Below are 16,106 nucleotides of genomic sequence, written 5' to 3'. Positions count from 1 at the left end.
AGACAACGCCCATGAGCAGCCCTTCCGTTTCGCTTTCTTCGCTTGGGCTTACGGGTCGCGGCGGCGGGAATCCCCAGATCACCGGGCTGGCGGTGGACAGCCGTGCGGTCAAGCCGGGGTTTCTCTTTGCCGCCATGCCGGGCAGTCGTATGCACGGGGCCGAGTTCATTCAATATGCTGTGCGCATGGGGGCGGTGGCCGTGCTGACCGATGCAGCCGGGGCCGAGATTGCCCGTGATGTGATGGCCGAGGCAGGGACCACCGTCGTGATCAGCGACACCCCCCGCGAGGCTTTGTCGCGCACTGCCGCTTTGTGGTTTGGCGCGCAGCCTTCAACGATGGTGGCGGTGACAGGCACTAACGGCAAAACCTCCGTATCGACCTTTGTGCGTCAAATCTGGATCGAGATGGGCGTGTCAGCGGTCAATCTGGGCACCACCGGGGTTGAGGGCGCATGGACCGCGCCGCTGGCCCATACCACGCCCGAACCGATCACCCTGCACCGGACTTTGGCGGAAGCGGCGAGCAATGGCATCACACATGCCGCGATGGAGGCCTCCTCACACGGGCTCGACCAGCGGCGGCTTGATGGCGTGATCTTGAAAGCTGCCGGGTTCACGAACTTCACACAAGACCATCTGGATTACCACGCGACCTTCGAGGCGTACTTTGATGCCAAGGCGGGGCTGTTTGCCCGCGTCTTGCCCGAAGACGGCACGGCCGTCATCAACATCGACGATCCCAAAGGCGTGGACATGACGGCGATTGCCCGCGCAAGGGGCTGTGCGGTGATGACTGTGGGTCGTGATGGCGGTGATCTGCATCTTAAGGGCCAACGCTTTGATGCGACGGGGCAGGATCTGCGGTTCTCCTATGGTGGCAAGGACTATCAAAAGCGGCTGGATCTGATTGGTGGGTTTCAGGCCGAGAATGTGCTGCTGGCCTGCGGGCTGGTGATCGCTTGCGGTGCCGATCCGGCGCATGTGTTCGATACACTGCCGCATCTGGTGACGGTACGGGGCCGGATGCAACTGGCCGCGACCCGCGACAACGGGGCTGCGGTCTTTGTTGATTATGCCCATACGCCGGATGCCGTTGCCACCGCGCTGCAAGCCATGCGGCCGCATGTGATGGGTAGGCTGGTGGCGATTGTCGGTGCGGGCGGTGACAGGGACGCAGGCAAGCGACCTCTAATGGGGGCGGCTGCGGCTGAACATGCCGATCTGGTGATCGTGACGGATGACAACCCCCGCTCCGAAGACCCTGCCACGATCCGTGCAGCCGTAATGGAAGGTGCGCCGGACGCCACGGAGGTCGGCGATCGCGCCGAAGCGATCCTGCGTGGGGTTGATGCCATTGGTCCGGGCGATGCGTTGTTGGTGGCGGGCAAGGGGCACGAAACCGGTCAGACCATCGGGGATGATGTGCTGCCTTTTGATGATGTGGAACAGGCAAGCGTTGCGGTGGCGGCGCTGGACGGGAGACTGGCATGAGCTTGTGGACTCATACGGAGGCGGCGAAGGCTACGGGCGGACAGGCGCAGGGCGACTGGACTTGTGATGGCGTATCCATTGATACGCGCACGCTGGAACCGGGTGATTTGTTCGTGGCTTTGAAAGACGTGCGCGATGGGCATGATTTTGTCGCTCAGGCATTGGCAAAAGGGGCAGGGGCGGCGTTGGTCGCGTATGTGCCCGATGGCGTGCCGGCGGATGCGCCTTTGTTGATTGTCGAAGATGTGCTGGCGGGGCTTGAAGCTTTGGGCCTGGCGGCGCGGGCGCGGACATCGGCCAAAGTGGCGGCGGTGACCGGCAGCGTCGGCAAAACCTCGACCAAGGAAATGCTGCTGGCAATGCTGGGCGATCAAGGGCGGACCCACGCATCGGTGGCCAGCTACAATAATCACTGGGGCGTGCCGCTGACGCTGGCGCGGATGCCTTCGGATACCGAATATGCGGTGATCGAGATCGGCATGAACCATCCCGGCGAAATTGCCCCGCTGGCGCGGATGGCGGCACCAGATGTGGCTATGGTCACGACTGTGGCGGCGGCGCATCTGGAAGCGTTTGAAAATGTGGCGGGGATTGCTGTCGAGAAAGCCTCGATCTTTGAGGGGGTCAACCCCGGCGGTGTCGCGGTGATCAATGCCGATATCGAACATGCCGCTATCCTGATGGCCAAGGCGGTAGACCGCCGCCTGCGCGAGATTGAGTTTGGGGAACATGGCTTTCACTTCAAGCTGTTGAGTGTAGATGTTCAAGCGGAAGCAACGGTTGTTCAGGCCGATGCGGATGGCACGCCATTGCTTTTCAAAATCGCGACACCGGGGCGGCATTTCGCGATGAATGGTCTGGGGGCCTTGGCCGTGGTGCAGGCACTGGGCGGTGACCTGGCGCTGGCCGCAGGGTCGTTGGGCCGCTGGTCGCCTTATCAGGGACGCGGGGTGCGCGAGACGATCATTCTGGATGAGGTTGAAACCGATCTGACGCTGGATCTGATTGACGACAGCTATAATGCCAACCCCACCTCGATGGCTGCCGCACTTGAGGTGCTGGCCGCCTCTGCCGTGACCCATGATATAGGGCGTGTCAGCAAGGGCCGCAGGATTGCTTTTCTCGGCGATATGAAAGAGTTGGGACCGGAAGTTAAAGCCCTGCATGCGGGCTTGGCGCATCTTGATGCGTTGAAGGCGTTGGATGTGGTGCATTGCATCGGACCGGAAATGCAGGCGCTCTATGACCTGCTGCCAGAGCATCAACGCGGGCGCTGGACAGAAACCTCGCAAGAGATGGTCGAAGGTTTGCGGGGGCATTTGGACAGCGGCGACGTGGTGTTGGCAAAAGGGTCTTTGTCGATGAAACTCGGCTCAATCGTTGACGCCATCCGCAAAATGGGCCATCGCAGTGCGAATGGATAGATGGGTGTGCGGCCCACAAGATGATGTAAAGGTGCGCATTGAATGCTCTATTGGTTGACCCTGCTGTCGGATGGCGGCGACTTTTTTAACCTTTTCCGCTATATCACCTTTCGGGCGGGCGGTGCGTTTCTGACGGCTTTGGTGTTCGGGTTTCTGTTTGGCAAGCCGCTCATCGCTGTGTTGCGCCGGCGGCAGGGCAAGGGTCAGCCCATTCGTGACGATGGTCCAGAAGGGCATTTCGTCAAGGCAGGCACGCCTACGATGGGCGGATTACTTATCGTCGGGGCGCTCTTGACCTCGACGCTGCTTTGGGCGCGGCTTGATAACCCTTTTGTTTGGCTGGTGCTTTTTGTGACGATGAGCTTTGCAGCCATCGGTTTTGCCGATGACTATGCGAAGGTCAGCAAACAGAATACCACGGGTGTTTCCTCCAAGCTGCGGCTTTTGCTGGGTTTTCTGATTGCAGCGACAGCAGGGTTCTGGGCCGCGGCCTATCATCCGGAGGCTTTGCAGTACCAGCTGGCGCTGCCGATCTTTAAAGACACACTCATCAATATGGGATATTTCTTCGTGCCGTTTGCGGTCATTGTCATCGTCGGGTCTGCCAATGCGGTGAACCTGACCGATGGTCTGGACGGATTGGCGATCATGCCGGTGATGATCGCGGCGGGTACGCTGGGCGTGATTTCCTATGCTGTGGGGCGCGTCGATTTTACCGAATACCTCGATGTGCATTATGTGCCGGGGACGGGTGAAATTCTGATCTTTACCGCAGGCCTTTTTGGCGGGGGCCTCGGGTTTCTGTGGTACAACGCACCGCCTGCGGCTGTGTTCATGGGCGACACGGGTTCACTTGCGCTTGGCGGCGCGCTTGGGGCCATTGCCGTGGCGACCAAACATGAACTGGTGCTGGCGATTGTGGGCGGTTTGTTTGTTGTAGAAGCGTTGAGCGTGATCATTCAGGTGCTCTATTTCAAGCGCACCGGCAAGCGGGTGTTTCTGATGGCCCCGATCCATCACCACTATGAGAAAAAGGGCTGGGCAGAGCCGCAGATCGTGATCCGGTTCTGGATCATCTCGCTGATCCTCGCCATGATCGGTCTGGCTACGCTGAAAGTGCGGTAGCAGGCGCAGATGCGCCTCTGGAGGCTCTGCCTCCAGACCTCCGCGGGATATAGGGCCAAAAAGAGAAAGGGAGCTTTTTGCTTCTTGTCGAGGGTGCCGCCTAGAAGATCGACCAGTTCATTTGACTGGCCAGACGGGCCAGTGCTTCGGTGCCTTGTTGGCTGTTGCCATAGCGGTTCAACCCCGGCGACCAGACGGCGATCGAGGCCTGCCCTGGCACGATGGCCAGGATACCGCCGCCCACACCGGATTTGCCGGGGATGCCCACGCGGTAGGCGAAATCGCCCGATCCGTCGTAGTGCCCACAAGTCAGCATCAGGGCGTTCAGCCGCCGGATGCGTGCGGTTGACAGCAGGCGCGGCCCACAGTTGGCATCCATCAGGAACCGGCCTGCCATGGCCAGCTGCTGGGTGGTCATTTCGATGGCGCAGTGGTGGAAGTAGGTGCCAAGCGTCATTTCCGGCGGGTTCTTGAGATTATTGCAACTTGCGAGAAAGTGCGCGAGCGCAAAGTTCCGATGGCCGTGTTCGATTTCGGAGGCGGCGACGATGTTGTTGATGTGGATGTCATCGTCTTCGGCGGCGGTGCGCACGAACTGCACGATCTCGGCCAGCGCATCGCGGGGGGCGCGGCCCGAGAGGATCTCGTCTGTGGTGACGATGGCGCCTGCGTTGATGAAAGGGTTGCGCGGGCGGCCCTGTTCGCGTTCCTGCTCAAGCTGCACAATGGAGTTGAAGGCTCGACCCGAGGGTTCGCGCCCGACCCGGTTCCACAACTGATCGCCCACCCGACCCAATGCGATGGCGAGGGTGAAAATCTTGGTGATGGATTGAACAGAAAACCGGGTGTCTGCGTCGCCTGCGCTAAAGATCTGGCCATCCGCTGTGGCGACGGTGATGGCGAACTGCTCGGTGTCGATACTGGCCAGTTCGGGGATATAATTGGCGGGTATGCCCCAATCGCCGGTGGCCCGCTGAAAGGCATCGAGATCGGTAAGCCGCTCTTGAAGATCGGAAATTGCCATGTCTGTGCCTTGTGAAGGGGGGCCTGTGCCGCCATTGTGCGCCGGACACTTAGCAGGGGGTGCGTGATGATTCCAGTACAGGGTTTGCAAGGAAGCCGCGTTGCTGTTCTGGGGCTGGGCCGTTCGGGGCTAAGTTCGGCACGGGCCCTGCGCGAAGGCGGCGCGGAGGCGCTGTGTTGGGATGACAACCCAGAGGCGCGGGCGCGGGCTGAAACCGAAGGGTTTACCACTATGCCGTTCCGCTCTGCTGCGGATTTCGATGGGATCGCGCGTTTGATCGTGAGCCCCGGTATTCCGCATCTCTATCCCGCACCAAACCCTGTGGTCGCCGCCGCAGTGGAGGCTGGTGTACCGGTGGACAATGACATCGGCCTGTTCTTTCAAAGCTTTGCCACGGGGGCGTGGAACAGTTTCGAGACTATGCCAAGAGTTGTCGCGGTCACGGGGTCAAACGGTAAATCCACAACTTCGGCGCTGATCCATCATATTCTCAGCCATGTGCAGCGGCCATGCCAACTGGCGGGCAACATCGGGCGCGGTGTGCTGGATCTGGACCCGGCCATCGACGGCGAGGTCGTGGTGTTGGAGCTGTCGTCCTATCAAACCGATCTGGCGCGTAACCTGACGCCGGATGTGGCAGTCTTTACCAACCTCAGCCCCGATCATCTGGACCGGCACCACGGGCTGGGTGGCTATTTCGCTGCCAAGCGCAGGTTATTTGCTGAGGGAGGTCCGGACCGTGCCATCATCGGGGTGGATGAGCCTGAGGGGCGTTTTCTGGCCGGTCAGTTAAGCGAGGGACCGGCGGACGACCGGGTGATCCGTGTTTCTGTTGATCGCAAATTGACCGGGGCTGGCTGGCAGGTTTATGCTCGCAAGGGGTTTTTAGCCGAGGTGCGCAAGGGCAAACAGATTGCGTCGATTGATCTGCGCACCGTCGCGGGGCTGCCGGGGTCACACAACCACCAGAACGCCTGTGCCGCCTATGCGGCCTGCCGCACCTTGGGGCTTGCGCCCAAAGTGATCGAGGCGGCATTCCACAGTTTTGGCGGTTTGCCGCACCGTTCGCAGACCATTGCAGAGATGGGTGGCGTGCGCTTTGTCAATGACAGCAAGGCCACCAATGTGGATAGCGCCGCCAAAGCGCTGGCGGCATTCCAGAACATCCGCTGGATTTGCGGCGGGCTGGAAAAAGAAGGTGGGCTGGAAGGGTTGGCAGGGGCCGTAGGGTCGGTGCGCAAAGCCTATGTGATCGGGCGCGAGGCCGCAGGCTTTGCCATGCAGCTGGAGGTCGAGGCAGAGGTATGTGGCACGATGGAGCAGGCTGTCGCCCGTGCGGTGGCTGAGGCAGAGGCCGGGGATGTGGTACTGCTGGCCCCCGCAGCGGCCAGCTTTGATCAATATGACAGTTTCGAGCGGCGCGGCGAAGATTTCGCCGCACAGGTGGCCAAGGTTACTGCCCGTTGATCGCGCGGGCGGTGGCCACGCCCGATGACCACGCCCATTGAAAGTTGAACCCGCCAAGCCAGCCGGTGACATCAACCGCTTCGCCAATGAAATAGAGGCCGGGGACAGATTTGCTTTCCATCGTTTTGGACGATAGCGCATCGGTGTCAATGCCACCAAGGGTGACTTCGGCGGTGCGGTATCCTTCGGTGCCGCTGGGGTGCAGTTCCCATGCGGCGAGTGTATCGGTCAGCGCAGTCAGCCGTGTATCGCTCCAATCGGCCAGATTGCCGCTGAGGTCCATTTGGGTGCTCAGGTGATCGACCAGTCGGGCGGGCAGGTGGCGGGCCAGCTCGGTGGTGAAATTCTTGCGGCCTGCCGTTTGGCGTTGGTCGCGCAATTTGTCGAGTAGATCGCCCTTGGGGCAGAGGTTGACCGTTACGGCTTCGCCTTCGCGCCAATAGCTCGAGGCTTGCAGGACGGCCGGGCCGGAGAGGCCGCGATGAGTGAACAGCAGCGCCTCTTCAAAAGTCGTGCCGCCTGCGGTGACTTTGGCGGGAGTAGCAGTCCCGGAAATTTCGGCAAAGCGGCCTTCGGCGAAGGTGAACGGCACGAGGGCGGCACGGGTGTCGGTCACAGGGATGTCGAACTGACGCGCGATGTCATAGGCAAAGCCTGTCGCGCCCATCTTGGGGATGGATTTGCCACCCGTTGCGATGACAAGATTAACTGCTTTGACTTCTTGCACGTTATCAGCGGATTGCAGTGCGATGCTAAACCCGCCCGCGCGCTTTTCGATGCGGTTCACGCCAGTGTTGAGGCGCAGCTCTGCGCCCGCATCTTCCATCATGCGGCGTAGCATGGCGATGATGTCTTTGGCCGAGGTGTCGCAGAAAAGCTGTCCCAGCGTCTTTTCGTGCCAGGGGATGCCGTGGCGGTCCACCAGTTCGATAAAATCCCACTGGGTGTAGCGGGCCAGCGCGGATTTGGCGAAATGCGGGTTGGCGGAGAGAAAATTTTCAGGCGCGCAATACATGTTGGTGAAATTGCACCGACCACCGCCGGAAATGCGGATCTTTTCGCCCGGTGCCTTTGCGTGATCCACCACAAGCACGCGGCCTTTCGCATGGGCAGCACACATCATGCCGGCGGCACCGGCCCCTATGATCACGGTATCATATTGCATCCGCGCGGCATCCCATGCCCTGACACGAGGGTCAAGTTGGCGTGAGCGGACTTGCTGCCGCGGGTGGCGGGGCACATGTACCTTACAAGCAATAGAAAGGATATCGACATGACACTCACAGCAGGCTCAGCATTCCCGAGCATTGAAGTCGCAAAGCTGGGCGGCGGCTCACTCACCTTGGGGGTGCCTCAAAACGGGCATGACTGGCAATTGGTAGTTGTATACCGTGGATTGCACTGTCCGATCTGCAAGAAGTACCTCGCAGAACTCGATGGAATGACATCAGAATTTACCGATCAGGGTGTCGATGTGGTGGTGGTCTCGGGCGATCCGCAGGACAAGGCGCAAGCGATGACCGAGGAAAAAGACCTGTCGCTTGCGATGGGTTATGATCTGAGCATCGCGCAGATGCGACAGCTTGGCCTCTACATTAGCGATCCGCGCAGCCCGAAGGAAACAGATCGGCCGTTTGCTGAACCGGCGGTGTTTGTCGTGAACGGGCAGGGCAACATCCAGATTTTGGATGTGTCCAACGCACCTTTTGCGCGGCCCGATCTGCAAAGCCTTGCGAACGGGATCAAGTTCGTTCGGGCCAATGACTACCCCGTGCGGGGCACACACCAGGCCGCATAGGCGGCAGGCCAGTCCGCCGCAGGTGCCGATCTGCGGCGGAAATCGCTGGATTGCGGTCCAATAATCGTCTACGCTACGCGGATAGACCTCCAGAAGGGGGCGCCCTTTGGGGCATTCGAGGCAGTGTAAGGCAGATCAGTCATGACAGCGATGGCGCATGGCACCGTTCCGGTACAGGACGGTGAACCTATTCTTCCAAAATGGTGGCGGACGGTAGACCGTTGGGCGTTGTCCTGCGTGTTGATGTTGTTCAGCGTCGGATTGCTTTTGGGGCTTGCGGCCTCTGTGCCTTTGGCCGAGCGCAATGGTTTTGAGCCGTTTCACTATGTCCAAAGACAGGCGGTTTTTGGCGGTCTTGCAATCATGGCGATGCTGCTGACCTCGATGATGTCGCCGGTTGTGGTCCGCCGCTTGGCGGTGATCGGTTTCCTCGTGGCCTTTGTAGGTTTGGCTTTGCTACCCTTCTTCGGGACTGATTTCGGCAAAGGGGCCACGCGGTGGTACTCGCTTGGCTTTGCCTCCATCCAACCGTCCGAATTTTTGAAACCCGGTTTTGTCGTGGCTGCGGGCTGGATGATGGCTGCCAGTCTTGAGATCAACGGCCCGCCTGGCAAGGCGTGGTCCTTTGCGCTGTGTATCGCCATTGTGTTGATGCTGGCCTTGCAGCCCGATTTCGGACAGGCCTGTCTTGTGCTCTTTGGCTGGGGCGTGATGTATTTTGTGTCCGGCGCGCCGATGGTTTTGCTTGTGGGCATGGCGGCATTGGTCGTGGTTGCAGGGACGGTTGCCTATGCCAACTCCGAACACTTCGCCCGCCGTATCGACGGCTTTCTCTCGCCCGATGTCGATCCGACCACACAGCTTGGCTATGCCACCAACGCGATCCGCGAAGGCGGCTTGTTCGGGGTAGGCGTGGGCGAAGGCGAAGTGAAATGGTCTTTGCCCGATGCGCATACCGATTTCATCATCGCCGTGGCCGCCGAGGAATACGGCATGGTTTTGGTAATCTGCATCATCGCGCTTTACACAGCTGTTGTCGTGCGGTCGCTTCTTCGACTGGTGCGCGAGCGTGATCCCTTTATCCGGCTGGCCGGTACCGGCCTTGCCTGCATGTTCGGTGTGCAGGCGATGATCAACATGGGTGTGGCCGTGCGCCTTTTGCCAGCCAAGGGCATGACCTTGCCATTCGTCAGCTATGGTGGCTCCTCTGTGATTGCCAGTGGCATTGCCGTGGGCATGCTGCTGGCCTTTACCCGCTCGCGGCCTCAAGGTCAGATTTCGGATCTTCTCGGTCGGGGACGGATGAGATGAAAGCCCCTCTTTTGATCATCGCGGCAGGCGGCACCGGCGGGCACATGTTCCCTGCTCAGGCGCTCGCCGAAGTGATGTTGCAGCGCGGTTGGCGCGTGCGGCTCAGTACGGATGCCCGAGGCGCGCGCTATACTGGCAGTTTCCCCGATGCAGTCGAGATTGTGGAAGTGAATTCAGCGACCTTTGCACGGGGCGGATTGCTGGCCAAGGCGATGGTCGCACCGCGCATTGCAATGGGCACACTGGGGGCCATCTGGCGGATGCTGCGGGACAAGCCCAGCGTTGTCGTGGGCTTTGGCGGCTACCCCTCGATCCCGGCGCTTGGGGCGGCAACACTGCTGCGCATCCCGCGCATGATCCACGAGCAAAACGGCGTATTGGGCCGGGTAAACGAGCTTTTCGCCAAGCGCGTCGATCAGGTGGCCTGCGGCACTTGGCCAACGGCTTTGCCTGACGGTGTCGACGGCGTTCATGTGGGCAACCCGGTACGCGGTTCGATCCTGGAACGGGCAGGTGCCGGATATATTCCGCCGGGCGATTATCCGATGGACCTGTTGGTGATGGGCGGCTCTCAGGGCGCGCGTATCCTCAGCGATGTGGTGCCGCCTGCGATTGCCGCCTTGCCGATGGATATGCTGAAAAACATCAAAGTTAGTCATCAGGCCCGCGATGAGGACGCCGAACGTGTGACCGCCTTTTACAACGAAAATGGCATCCGCGCCGAGGTGCAGCCCTTCTTTGACGATGTACCGCGCCGCATGTCAGAAGCGCAGCTGGTCATAACACGGGCCGGGGCTTCCACCGTTGCTGATATGTCGGTCATCGGGCGCCCGTCGATCCTGATCCCGCTGGCGGCTGCGATCCGGGATGAGCAAACAGCGAATGCCCGCGGGCTGGTAGATGCCAATGCCGCAGTGCTGATGCCCGAGGATACCGCTACGCCAGAGGCGATGGCGGCACAAATCGAATTGATACTGAGCAATCCCAAAGGGGCGTTGCAGATGGCAAATGCAGCTTTGTCGGTAGGCAAGCCCGAAGCGGCAGAGGCTTTGGCCAGCATGGTCGAGGCTTTGGCAGAGAAAGGAAAGACGACATGAACGCAGCGGCGGCCACGAAACTGCCCACGGATGTGGGCCCCATTCATTTCGTCGGCATCGGCGGGATCGGCATGTCGGGCATCGCCGAAGTGTTGCTGAACCACGGCTATACGGTTCAGGGGTCCGACTTGAAGGCAAGCAAGATCACCGATCGGCTAAAGAAATTGGGTGCCACGGTGTTCGAAGGTCAGCGGGCCGAGAACATCGAAGGTGCTGAGGTGATCGTCATTTCGTCAGCGATCAAGCCCGGTAACGCAGAACTGGACGCCGCCCGTCTGGCCGGTCTGCCCATCGTACGCCGGGCCGAGATGCTGGCCGAGCTGATGCGCCTGAAGTCGAACATTGCGATCGCTGGCACCCACGGCAAGACCACGACGACGACGCTCGTCGCGGAACTGCTGGTGGCGGGCGGCATCGACCCAACGGTGGTGAACGGCGGGATCATTCACGCCTATGGCTCGAACGCGCGGATGGGGCAGGGCGAATGGATGGTGGTCGAGGCCGACGAGAGCGACGGCACCTTCAATCGCTTGCCCGCAACCATCGCCATCGTGACCAACATAGACCCCGAGCATATGGAGCATTGGGGCGATTTTGACACACTGCGACAGGGCTTTCTGGATTTCGTCAGCAACATTCCTTTCTACGGTTTGGCCGTGTGCAACACCGACCACGAAGAGGTGCAGCGGCTGGTGGGCAAGATCACCGACCGCCGCGTGATGACGTACGGCTTTAACGCGCAAGCAGATGTGCGGGCCAAGGACCTGCACTACAAAAACGGCATCGCGCATTTCGACATTCATCTACAGTCCGAAGACAAAGTGATCGAAGGCTGCGCCCTGCCGATGCCTGGCGATCACAACGTATCGAATGCCTTGGCCGCTGTGGCGGTCTCACGGCATCTGGGCATGAAGCTGGAAGAGATCAAAGCGGCCCTCGCGGCTTTTGGCGGGGTCAACCGCCGTTTCACCCGGGTGGGCGAGGTCGAAGGCGTAACCATCATCGACGATTACGGCCACCACCCGGTTGAAATTGCCGCCGTACTCAAGGCCGCACGGCAGGCTACCGAAGGTCGTGTGATTGCGGTACATCAGCCGCACCGCTATTCGCGGCTAAGCCATCACTTCGACGAATTCTGCGCCTGTTTCAACGATGCCGACGTGGTGGGCATTGCCGAGGTCTTTGCCGCTGGCGAAGATCCGATCGAAGGCGCATCGCGCGACGATCTGGTGGCAGGGTTAATCCGCCATGGCCACCGCCATGCCCGCGCTGTCACCGATGAGGCCGATCTGGCGCGGCTGGTCCGCGAACAGGCGGGGCCGGGCGACATGGTTGTTTGTCTGGGTGCCGGTACAATCAGCGCATGGGCCAACGGCCTCCCCGAAAAACTGGCGGCACTCAAGGGCGCTGCGGCGTGAATTTTGTCGCGGTCATAGTCGCGGTCGCGCTAGTTGCGGTTCCTATAATGAGTTTGTGTGTTTCGATCTTTGCAGGCCCTGCAAAGGCCGCGATCTTGTTGGTCACCGTAACGCTTTTCGCGATTTGTTTGCCCTACGTCTATTTCGTCTTGCGGGCCGTGGTCGAAGGATACGAGGTCGGCCCTGTGTTCGCTCTTGTCTCCGTGACAACGCCGCCCATCCTGACGATTGCCTGGCCTATCCTCCAATGGTCTCTCGTCGGACTGGTTGTGGGGACTCTATCACGCGCAGTTTGGGACCACTCTCGAAAGGAGACGGCATGACGCTTCTATTAATCTGCATTCTATGGGTGTTCGCATCCGCCGGGGTGGCGATGCTACCGATGCGACAGCAGTACTTGCCGGGCAGCTTCCTGCTGCTGGCGGCACCGGTACTGATCGTGCTGATCGCTTTTCAAGTGGGCTGGTTCATGGCGCTTCTGGCGTTGGCCGCTTTCGGGTCGATGTTCCGCAATCCGCTGATGTTCATCTGGGCCAAGCTGCGCGGTGAAAATCCGCAGGTGCCTCAGTGAGCCTATCTCTGACACTGGCTTGTTTCTGGGCGGTGATTGCCAATCTATTGGCGATGACGCCCAGTCGCGACAACCACTGGCGCAATGCCTATGTGCTGATCGCCTTTGGCATCCCGCTGTTGGGGTATGTCACGGTGCAGCATGGTCCCTGGATCGGGCTGCTGATGCTGGCGGGGGGCTGTTCGATCCTGCGCTGGCCGGTGATCTATCTGGGACGCTGGCTACGGTCCAAGACTCCTTTTCGTGGACCCGCGGAATAATGGGTTTACTGCTGTTTGGCATCCTAGTGGTCTGGATGCTCGCCTGTGCCGCCTGCGGTTTCACGCGGCGGTATCTGCGTTTCTTAAGCGTGCTTTTGGCCGGACTTGCACTAAATTTGTCGTGGATGGTCTTTGGCTTGCAGGCGCATCCTTTCGAGGTAAATGTATTAATGGCGCTGACCGCGGCGCTGATCTATGGGGTCTGCGCCTTTTTCATTGGTGGTTTTGCGGGTCGCATTGCGCGGGCTTGGCGCGACAGCCGCGTGTCTGACCCGCTGGGTTGACGGCGGCTGCAATGCGGATGACACAGAGGCCATGACGGATATGACCCTTCCCCCCGTACGCGGCACACTGACACCACAAAAACCACTCAGCGATCTGACATGGTTGCGCGTTGGCGGGCCTGCAGATTGGGTGTTCCAGCCGGCGGATCTGGAGGATTTGCAAGATTTCCTGACTGCTTTGTCACAGGACGTGCAGGTCTTTCCGATGGGAGTCGGTTCCAATCTGATTGTGCGGGATGGCGGGTTGCGGGCAGTCGTGATCCGGTTGGGCCGGGGTTTCAACCGGATCGAGATCGAAAAGGGCCATGTCACCGCTGGTGCAGCAGCACTTGATGCCCATGTGGCCCGCAAGGCGGCGGATGCAGGGTTGGACCTGACCTTCCTGCGCACCATTCCCGGCAGCATCGGTGGGGCGGTGCGGATGAACGCGGGTTGCTATGGCAGCTATCTGGCCGATCATTTTGTCTCGGCGCAAGCTGTGCTGCGCGACGGGTCACTAGTAACATTAACGGCAGAGGATATGAACTTCGCCTACCGCCAAAGCGATCTGGCCGAAGGCGCGGTGATCGTCTCCGTGCGGCTCGCAGCTCCTGCAGGAGATTCCGATGCTCTACATAACCGCATGACCGATCAACTGGCCAAACGCGATGCGACCCAGCCCACCAAGGACCGCAGCGCGGGCAGCACCTTTCGCAATCCTGCCGGATTTTCATCGACGGGGCAGGCGGATGACGTGCATGACCTGAAGGCGTGGAAGGTTATCGACGAGGCTGGCCTGCGCGGGGCTACGCTTGGCGGCGCACAAATGTCGCCCAAACATCCCAATTTCCTGATCAACACCGGCACGGCCACCGCTGCAGACCTTGAAGGATTGGGCGAAGAGGTGCGAAAAAAGGTTTACGATTCCTGCGGGATAAGACTAAAGTGGGAAATTATGCGCGTTGGTGACGTTACCGGAGCCTGAAGCGCGTAAAACAAGCCGGAAAAATCGGCAAAGACCAACAAAAAGGACCGCAAAAGGTCCGGGAAAAAGGCAGTTAAGTGGGTACGTCGAGCAGACAAACCCCGACAGTGGCGGTGATTATGGGTGGCCCCTCGGCGGAACGCGAGGTGTCACTGTCAACCGGGCGCGCCTGCGCCGAGGCCCTGCGGGAACATCAAGGCTATAGCGTGATCGAGGTCGATGCAGGCCCCGACCTTTGTGCCGTTCTGGGCGACCTGAAACCTGACGCGGTGCTGAATTGTCTGCATGGCCGTTGGGGCGAGGATGGCTGCGTGCAGGGCATGCTGGAGTGGATGGGGCTGCGCTATAGCCATTCGGGCGTGCTGGCCTCGGCCCTCGCGATGGACAAACAGCGCACCAAGGAAGTGTTCGAGGCGCACGGATTGCCGGTGATGCAAAGCATGACTGTCGCCAAAGCGGATGTGATCGCCGGGCATGTGATGCCGCCACCTTACGTGGTGAAGCCCAATAACGAAGGATCAAGTGTCGGAGTCTATCTGGTGGAAGATGCGGCCAAGGGTCCGCCGCAGCTGGATGACCAGATGCCCGAGACCGTTATGGTCGAAGCCTTTGCGCCGGGCCGCGAGATGACGACGACGGTGATGGGCGACCGCGCCCTGACCGTGACCGATATCATCACCACCGGTTGGTATGATTACGATGCGAAATACAAAGAAGGCGGATCAAGCCATGTGGTGCCCGCCGACATTCCACAAGAGATTTTCGATCTGTGCATGGAATACGCGCTGACGGCGCATAAGGCTTTGGGCTGTCGTGGTGTCAGCCGCACGGATTTCCGCTGGGACGAAAGCAAGGGAGCCGCCGGGCTGATTTTGCTGGAAACCAACACGCAACCGGGCATGACTGCCACATCGCTGTCGCCCGAACAGGCACAGGCCTGCGGCATCTCCTTTCCTGATTTTTGTGCCTGGATGGTGGAGGACGCCTCATGCGATCGTTGATCCCGCGCAAAAAGCCGCTCAAATCCGATCCGGCACCATCGCGCTGGGCATGGCGGATGCAGCGCCTGATGCTGACACCGGGCTTTCGGTTGGCGCTGCGGGCGGGCGTGCCGTTTTGCCTGACGTTGATGGCAGGCACGATCTATCTGAGCGACGAGGGGCGGCGCGGTGCGATCACTCAAGCGGTGGCCGATGCACGTGCCAGCATTCAGGAACGGCCCGAGTTCATGGTCAAGCTGATGGCCGTGGATGGTGCCGAAGGACGGCTGGCCGCCGACATCCGCACCGCCGTCGCCATTGAATTTCCCCAAAGCTCCTTTGACCTTGATCTTCCGGTTCTGCGATCAAAGATCATCGCCTTGCCCGGTGTGCGTGCCGCGAATGTGCGCATCCGTCCGGGCGGTATCCTGCATGTCGATATCACGCCACGCAAACCTGTCGCGGTCTGGCGCAATGATGACGGTTTGTTGCTGCTGGACGAGGGGGGCGCTTCGGTGGCTGATGTAGAGGCGCGCAGCGACCACGCCGACCTGCCTTTGATTGCGGGGGAGGGTGCGGCACGGCATGTGCCCGAAGCCTTGACCCTGATGAACGTAGCCGAGGCTTTGGGCGGCCGGGTGCGCGGCCTTGTGCGCATGGGCAACCGCCGCTGGGATGTGGTGCTGGACCGTGATCAGCGGATCATGCTGCCCGAAACCAATCCGCTGCCCGCGCTGGAACGCGTGATCGCGCTGGACCGCGCCCAAGAGGTGCTGACCCGCGATGTGGCACGGGTCGACATGCGGCTGGCCCAGCGGCCGACCATCAGAATGACCGCCGATGCGACCGAGGCTTGGTGGCAAATCAAACAAGACAAGGATCAATAAATG

Annotated in this window: 16 protein-coding genes; 14 read left to right on the top strand and 2 right to left on the bottom strand. The window is 60.5% G+C overall.

Features of this window, described 5'->3' with window-relative positions; genetic code table 11:
- Nucleotides 1-11 precede the first annotated feature (11 nt).
- Genes Z945_RS0117530 through mraY form a run of 3 tightly spaced genes read left to right on the top strand, consistent with a single transcriptional unit; the run spans nt 12 to nt 4,042 of the window.
- Complete coding sequence (locus tag Z945_RS0117530; RefSeq protein ID WP_025053397.1) at nt 12-1,493, top strand: UDP-N-acetylmuramoyl-L-alanyl-D-glutamate--2,6-diaminopimelate ligase; 1,482 nt, start codon at nt 12-14, stop codon at nt 1,491-1,493.
- Nucleotides 1,490-2,917: a UDP-N-acetylmuramoyl-tripeptide--D-alanyl-D-alanine ligase gene (locus tag Z945_RS0117525; RefSeq protein WP_025053396.1), complete on the top strand. Its 1,428-nt coding sequence runs from the start codon at nt 1,490-1,492 to the stop codon at nt 2,915-2,917. The genes Z945_RS0117530 and Z945_RS0117525 overlap by 4 nt, the downstream gene beginning before the upstream one ends.
- Nucleotides 2,918-2,959: 42 nt before the next feature.
- A complete protein-coding gene (gene mraY / locus Z945_RS0117520) occupies nt 2,960-4,042 on the top strand; it encodes a phospho-N-acetylmuramoyl-pentapeptide-transferase (protein WP_025053395.1) in 1,083 nt (360 codons plus the stop codon).
- A gap of 100 nt (nt 4,043-4,142) precedes the next feature.
- On the opposite strand, the gene Z945_RS0117515 is transcribed toward mraY, so the two are convergent.
- Nucleotides 4,143-5,066, bottom strand: coding sequence for a glutaminase (locus tag Z945_RS0117515; protein ID WP_037971142.1), 924 nt, complete (start codon nt 5,064-5,066; stop codon nt 4,143-4,145).
- Between the two features lie 66 nt (nt 5,067-5,132).
- Here Z945_RS0117515 and murD point away from each other — a divergent pair, with 66 nt between their 5' ends.
- Nucleotides 5,133-6,533 (top strand): UDP-N-acetylmuramoyl-L-alanine--D-glutamate ligase, encoded by a 1,401-nt coding sequence (murD, locus tag Z945_RS0117510; RefSeq protein ID WP_025053393.1) that lies wholly within the window; start codon nt 5,133-5,135, stop codon nt 6,531-6,533.
- Here murD and Z945_RS0117505 read toward each other — a convergent pair.
- The gene (locus Z945_RS0117505; protein ID WP_025053392.1) at nt 6,520-7,698 is read right to left on the bottom strand and encodes a BaiN/RdsA family NAD(P)/FAD-dependent oxidoreductase; all 1,179 of its coding nucleotides are present in this window, start codon (nt 7,696-7,698) and stop codon (nt 6,520-6,522) included. The two genes, murD and Z945_RS0117505, sit on opposite strands and share 14 nt — an antisense overlap.
- 108 nt (nt 7,699-7,806) lie before the next feature.
- On the opposite strand from Z945_RS0117505, the gene Z945_RS0117500 reads away from it, so the two are divergent.
- The 10 genes from Z945_RS0117500 to Z945_RS0117450 all read left to right on the top strand — a co-directional run bounded on the left by Z945_RS0117500 (nt 7,807) and on the right by Z945_RS0117450 (nt 16,103).
- Nucleotides 7,807-8,331, top strand: a complete 525-nt coding sequence (locus Z945_RS0117500) for a redoxin domain-containing protein (protein ID WP_025053391.1) — start codon at nt 7,807-7,809, stop codon at nt 8,329-8,331.
- Between the two features lie 141 nt (nt 8,332-8,472).
- Nucleotides 8,473-9,642, top strand: coding sequence for a putative lipid II flippase FtsW (ftsW, locus tag Z945_RS0117495; RefSeq protein ID WP_025053390.1), 1,170 nt, complete (start codon nt 8,473-8,475; stop codon nt 9,640-9,642).
- The gene (locus Z945_RS0117490) at nt 9,639-10,739 is read left to right on the top strand and encodes a UDP-N-acetylglucosamine--N-acetylmuramyl-(pentapeptide) pyrophosphoryl-undecaprenol N-acetylglucosamine transferase (protein ID WP_025053389.1); all 1,101 of its coding nucleotides are present in this window, start codon (nt 9,639-9,641) and stop codon (nt 10,737-10,739) included. Before ftsW ends, Z945_RS0117490 begins: the two co-directional genes overlap by 4 nt.
- Complete coding sequence (gene murC / locus Z945_RS0117485) at nt 10,736-12,157, top strand: UDP-N-acetylmuramate--L-alanine ligase (protein ID WP_025053388.1); 1,422 nt, start codon at nt 10,736-10,738, stop codon at nt 12,155-12,157. The genes Z945_RS0117490 and murC overlap by 4 nt, the downstream gene beginning before the upstream one ends.
- Nucleotides 12,158-12,476: 319 nt before the next feature.
- A complete protein-coding gene (locus Z945_RS0117475) occupies nt 12,477-12,728 on the top strand; it encodes a DUF2484 family protein (protein ID WP_025053386.1) in 252 nt (83 codons plus the stop codon).
- Entirely contained in the window at nt 12,725-12,988 is a 264-nt protein-coding gene (locus tag Z945_RS0117470) for a DUF2484 family protein (protein WP_025053385.1), read from the top strand. The genes Z945_RS0117475 and Z945_RS0117470 overlap by 4 nt, the downstream gene beginning before the upstream one ends.
- Nucleotides 12,988-13,272 carry a hypothetical protein gene (locus Z945_RS0117465; RefSeq protein WP_025053384.1) on the top strand — a complete coding sequence of 95 codons (285 nt, stop codon included), beginning with the start codon at nt 12,988-12,990 and terminating at the stop codon, nt 13,270-13,272. The genes Z945_RS0117470 and Z945_RS0117465 overlap by 1 nt, the downstream gene beginning before the upstream one ends.
- 31 nt (nt 13,273-13,303) lie before the next feature.
- Complete coding sequence (murB, locus tag Z945_RS0117460; protein WP_025053383.1) at nt 13,304-14,236, top strand: UDP-N-acetylmuramate dehydrogenase; 933 nt, start codon at nt 13,304-13,306, stop codon at nt 14,234-14,236.
- A gap of 119 nt (nt 14,237-14,355) precedes the next feature.
- The gene (locus Z945_RS0117455; RefSeq protein ID WP_025053382.1) at nt 14,356-15,237 is read left to right on the top strand and encodes a D-alanine--D-alanine ligase; all 882 of its coding nucleotides are present in this window, start codon (nt 14,356-14,358) and stop codon (nt 15,235-15,237) included.
- Nucleotides 15,225-16,103 carry a cell division protein FtsQ/DivIB gene (locus tag Z945_RS0117450; RefSeq protein ID WP_025053381.1) on the top strand — a complete coding sequence of 293 codons (879 nt, stop codon included), beginning with the start codon at nt 15,225-15,227 and terminating at the stop codon, nt 16,101-16,103. Before Z945_RS0117455 ends, Z945_RS0117450 begins: the two co-directional genes overlap by 13 nt.
- Nucleotides 16,104-16,106: the final 3 nt, after the last annotated feature.

The organism is Sulfitobacter noctilucae, from assembly GCF_000622365.1.
Lineage (GTDB): Bacteria > Pseudomonadota > Alphaproteobacteria > Rhodobacterales > Rhodobacteraceae > Sulfitobacter > Sulfitobacter noctilucae.
The sequence above is the reverse complement of the archived record's forward strand: the minus strand, read 5'-3'. Positions and strand labels throughout refer to the sequence as shown.

Excerpts from the sequence above, each read along its gene's own strand:
- Z945_RS0117530 (WP_025053397.1), top strand. The coding sequence starts at position 12 with ATGAGCAGCCCTTCCGTTTCGCTTTCTTCGCTTGGGCTTACGGGTCGC.
- Z945_RS0117525 (WP_025053396.1), top strand. The coding sequence starts at position 1,490 with ATGAGCTTGTGGACTCATACGGAGGCGGCGAAGGCTACGGGCGGACAG.
- mraY (WP_025053395.1), top strand. The coding sequence starts at position 2,960 with ATGCTCTATTGGTTGACCCTGCTGTCGGATGGCGGCGACTTTTTTAAC.
- Z945_RS0117515 (WP_037971142.1), bottom strand. The coding sequence starts at position 5,066 with ATGGCAATTTCCGATCTTCAAGAGCGGCTTACCGATCTCGATGCCTTT.
- murD (WP_025053393.1), top strand. The coding sequence starts at position 5,133 with ATGATTCCAGTACAGGGTTTGCAAGGAAGCCGCGTTGCTGTTCTGGGG.
- Z945_RS0117505 (WP_025053392.1), bottom strand. The coding sequence starts at position 7,698 with ATGCAATATGATACCGTGATCATAGGGGCCGGTGCCGCCGGCATGATG.
- Z945_RS0117500 (WP_025053391.1), top strand. The coding sequence starts at position 7,807 with ATGACACTCACAGCAGGCTCAGCATTCCCGAGCATTGAAGTCGCAAAG.
- ftsW (WP_025053390.1), top strand. The coding sequence starts at position 8,473 with ATGACAGCGATGGCGCATGGCACCGTTCCGGTACAGGACGGTGAACCT.
- Z945_RS0117490 (WP_025053389.1), top strand. The coding sequence starts at position 9,639 with ATGAAAGCCCCTCTTTTGATCATCGCGGCAGGCGGCACCGGCGGGCAC.
- murC (WP_025053388.1), top strand. The coding sequence starts at position 10,736 with ATGAACGCAGCGGCGGCCACGAAACTGCCCACGGATGTGGGCCCCATT.
- Z945_RS0117475 (WP_025053386.1), top strand. The coding sequence starts at position 12,477 with ATGACGCTTCTATTAATCTGCATTCTATGGGTGTTCGCATCCGCCGGG.
- Z945_RS0117465 (WP_025053384.1), top strand. The coding sequence starts at position 12,988 with ATGGGTTTACTGCTGTTTGGCATCCTAGTGGTCTGGATGCTCGCCTGT.
- murB (WP_025053383.1), top strand. The coding sequence starts at position 13,304 with ATGACGGATATGACCCTTCCCCCCGTACGCGGCACACTGACACCACAA.
- Z945_RS0117455 (WP_025053382.1), top strand. The coding sequence starts at position 14,356 with ATGGGTGGCCCCTCGGCGGAACGCGAGGTGTCACTGTCAACCGGGCGC.
- Z945_RS0117450 (WP_025053381.1), top strand. The coding sequence starts at position 15,225 with ATGCGATCGTTGATCCCGCGCAAAAAGCCGCTCAAATCCGATCCGGCA.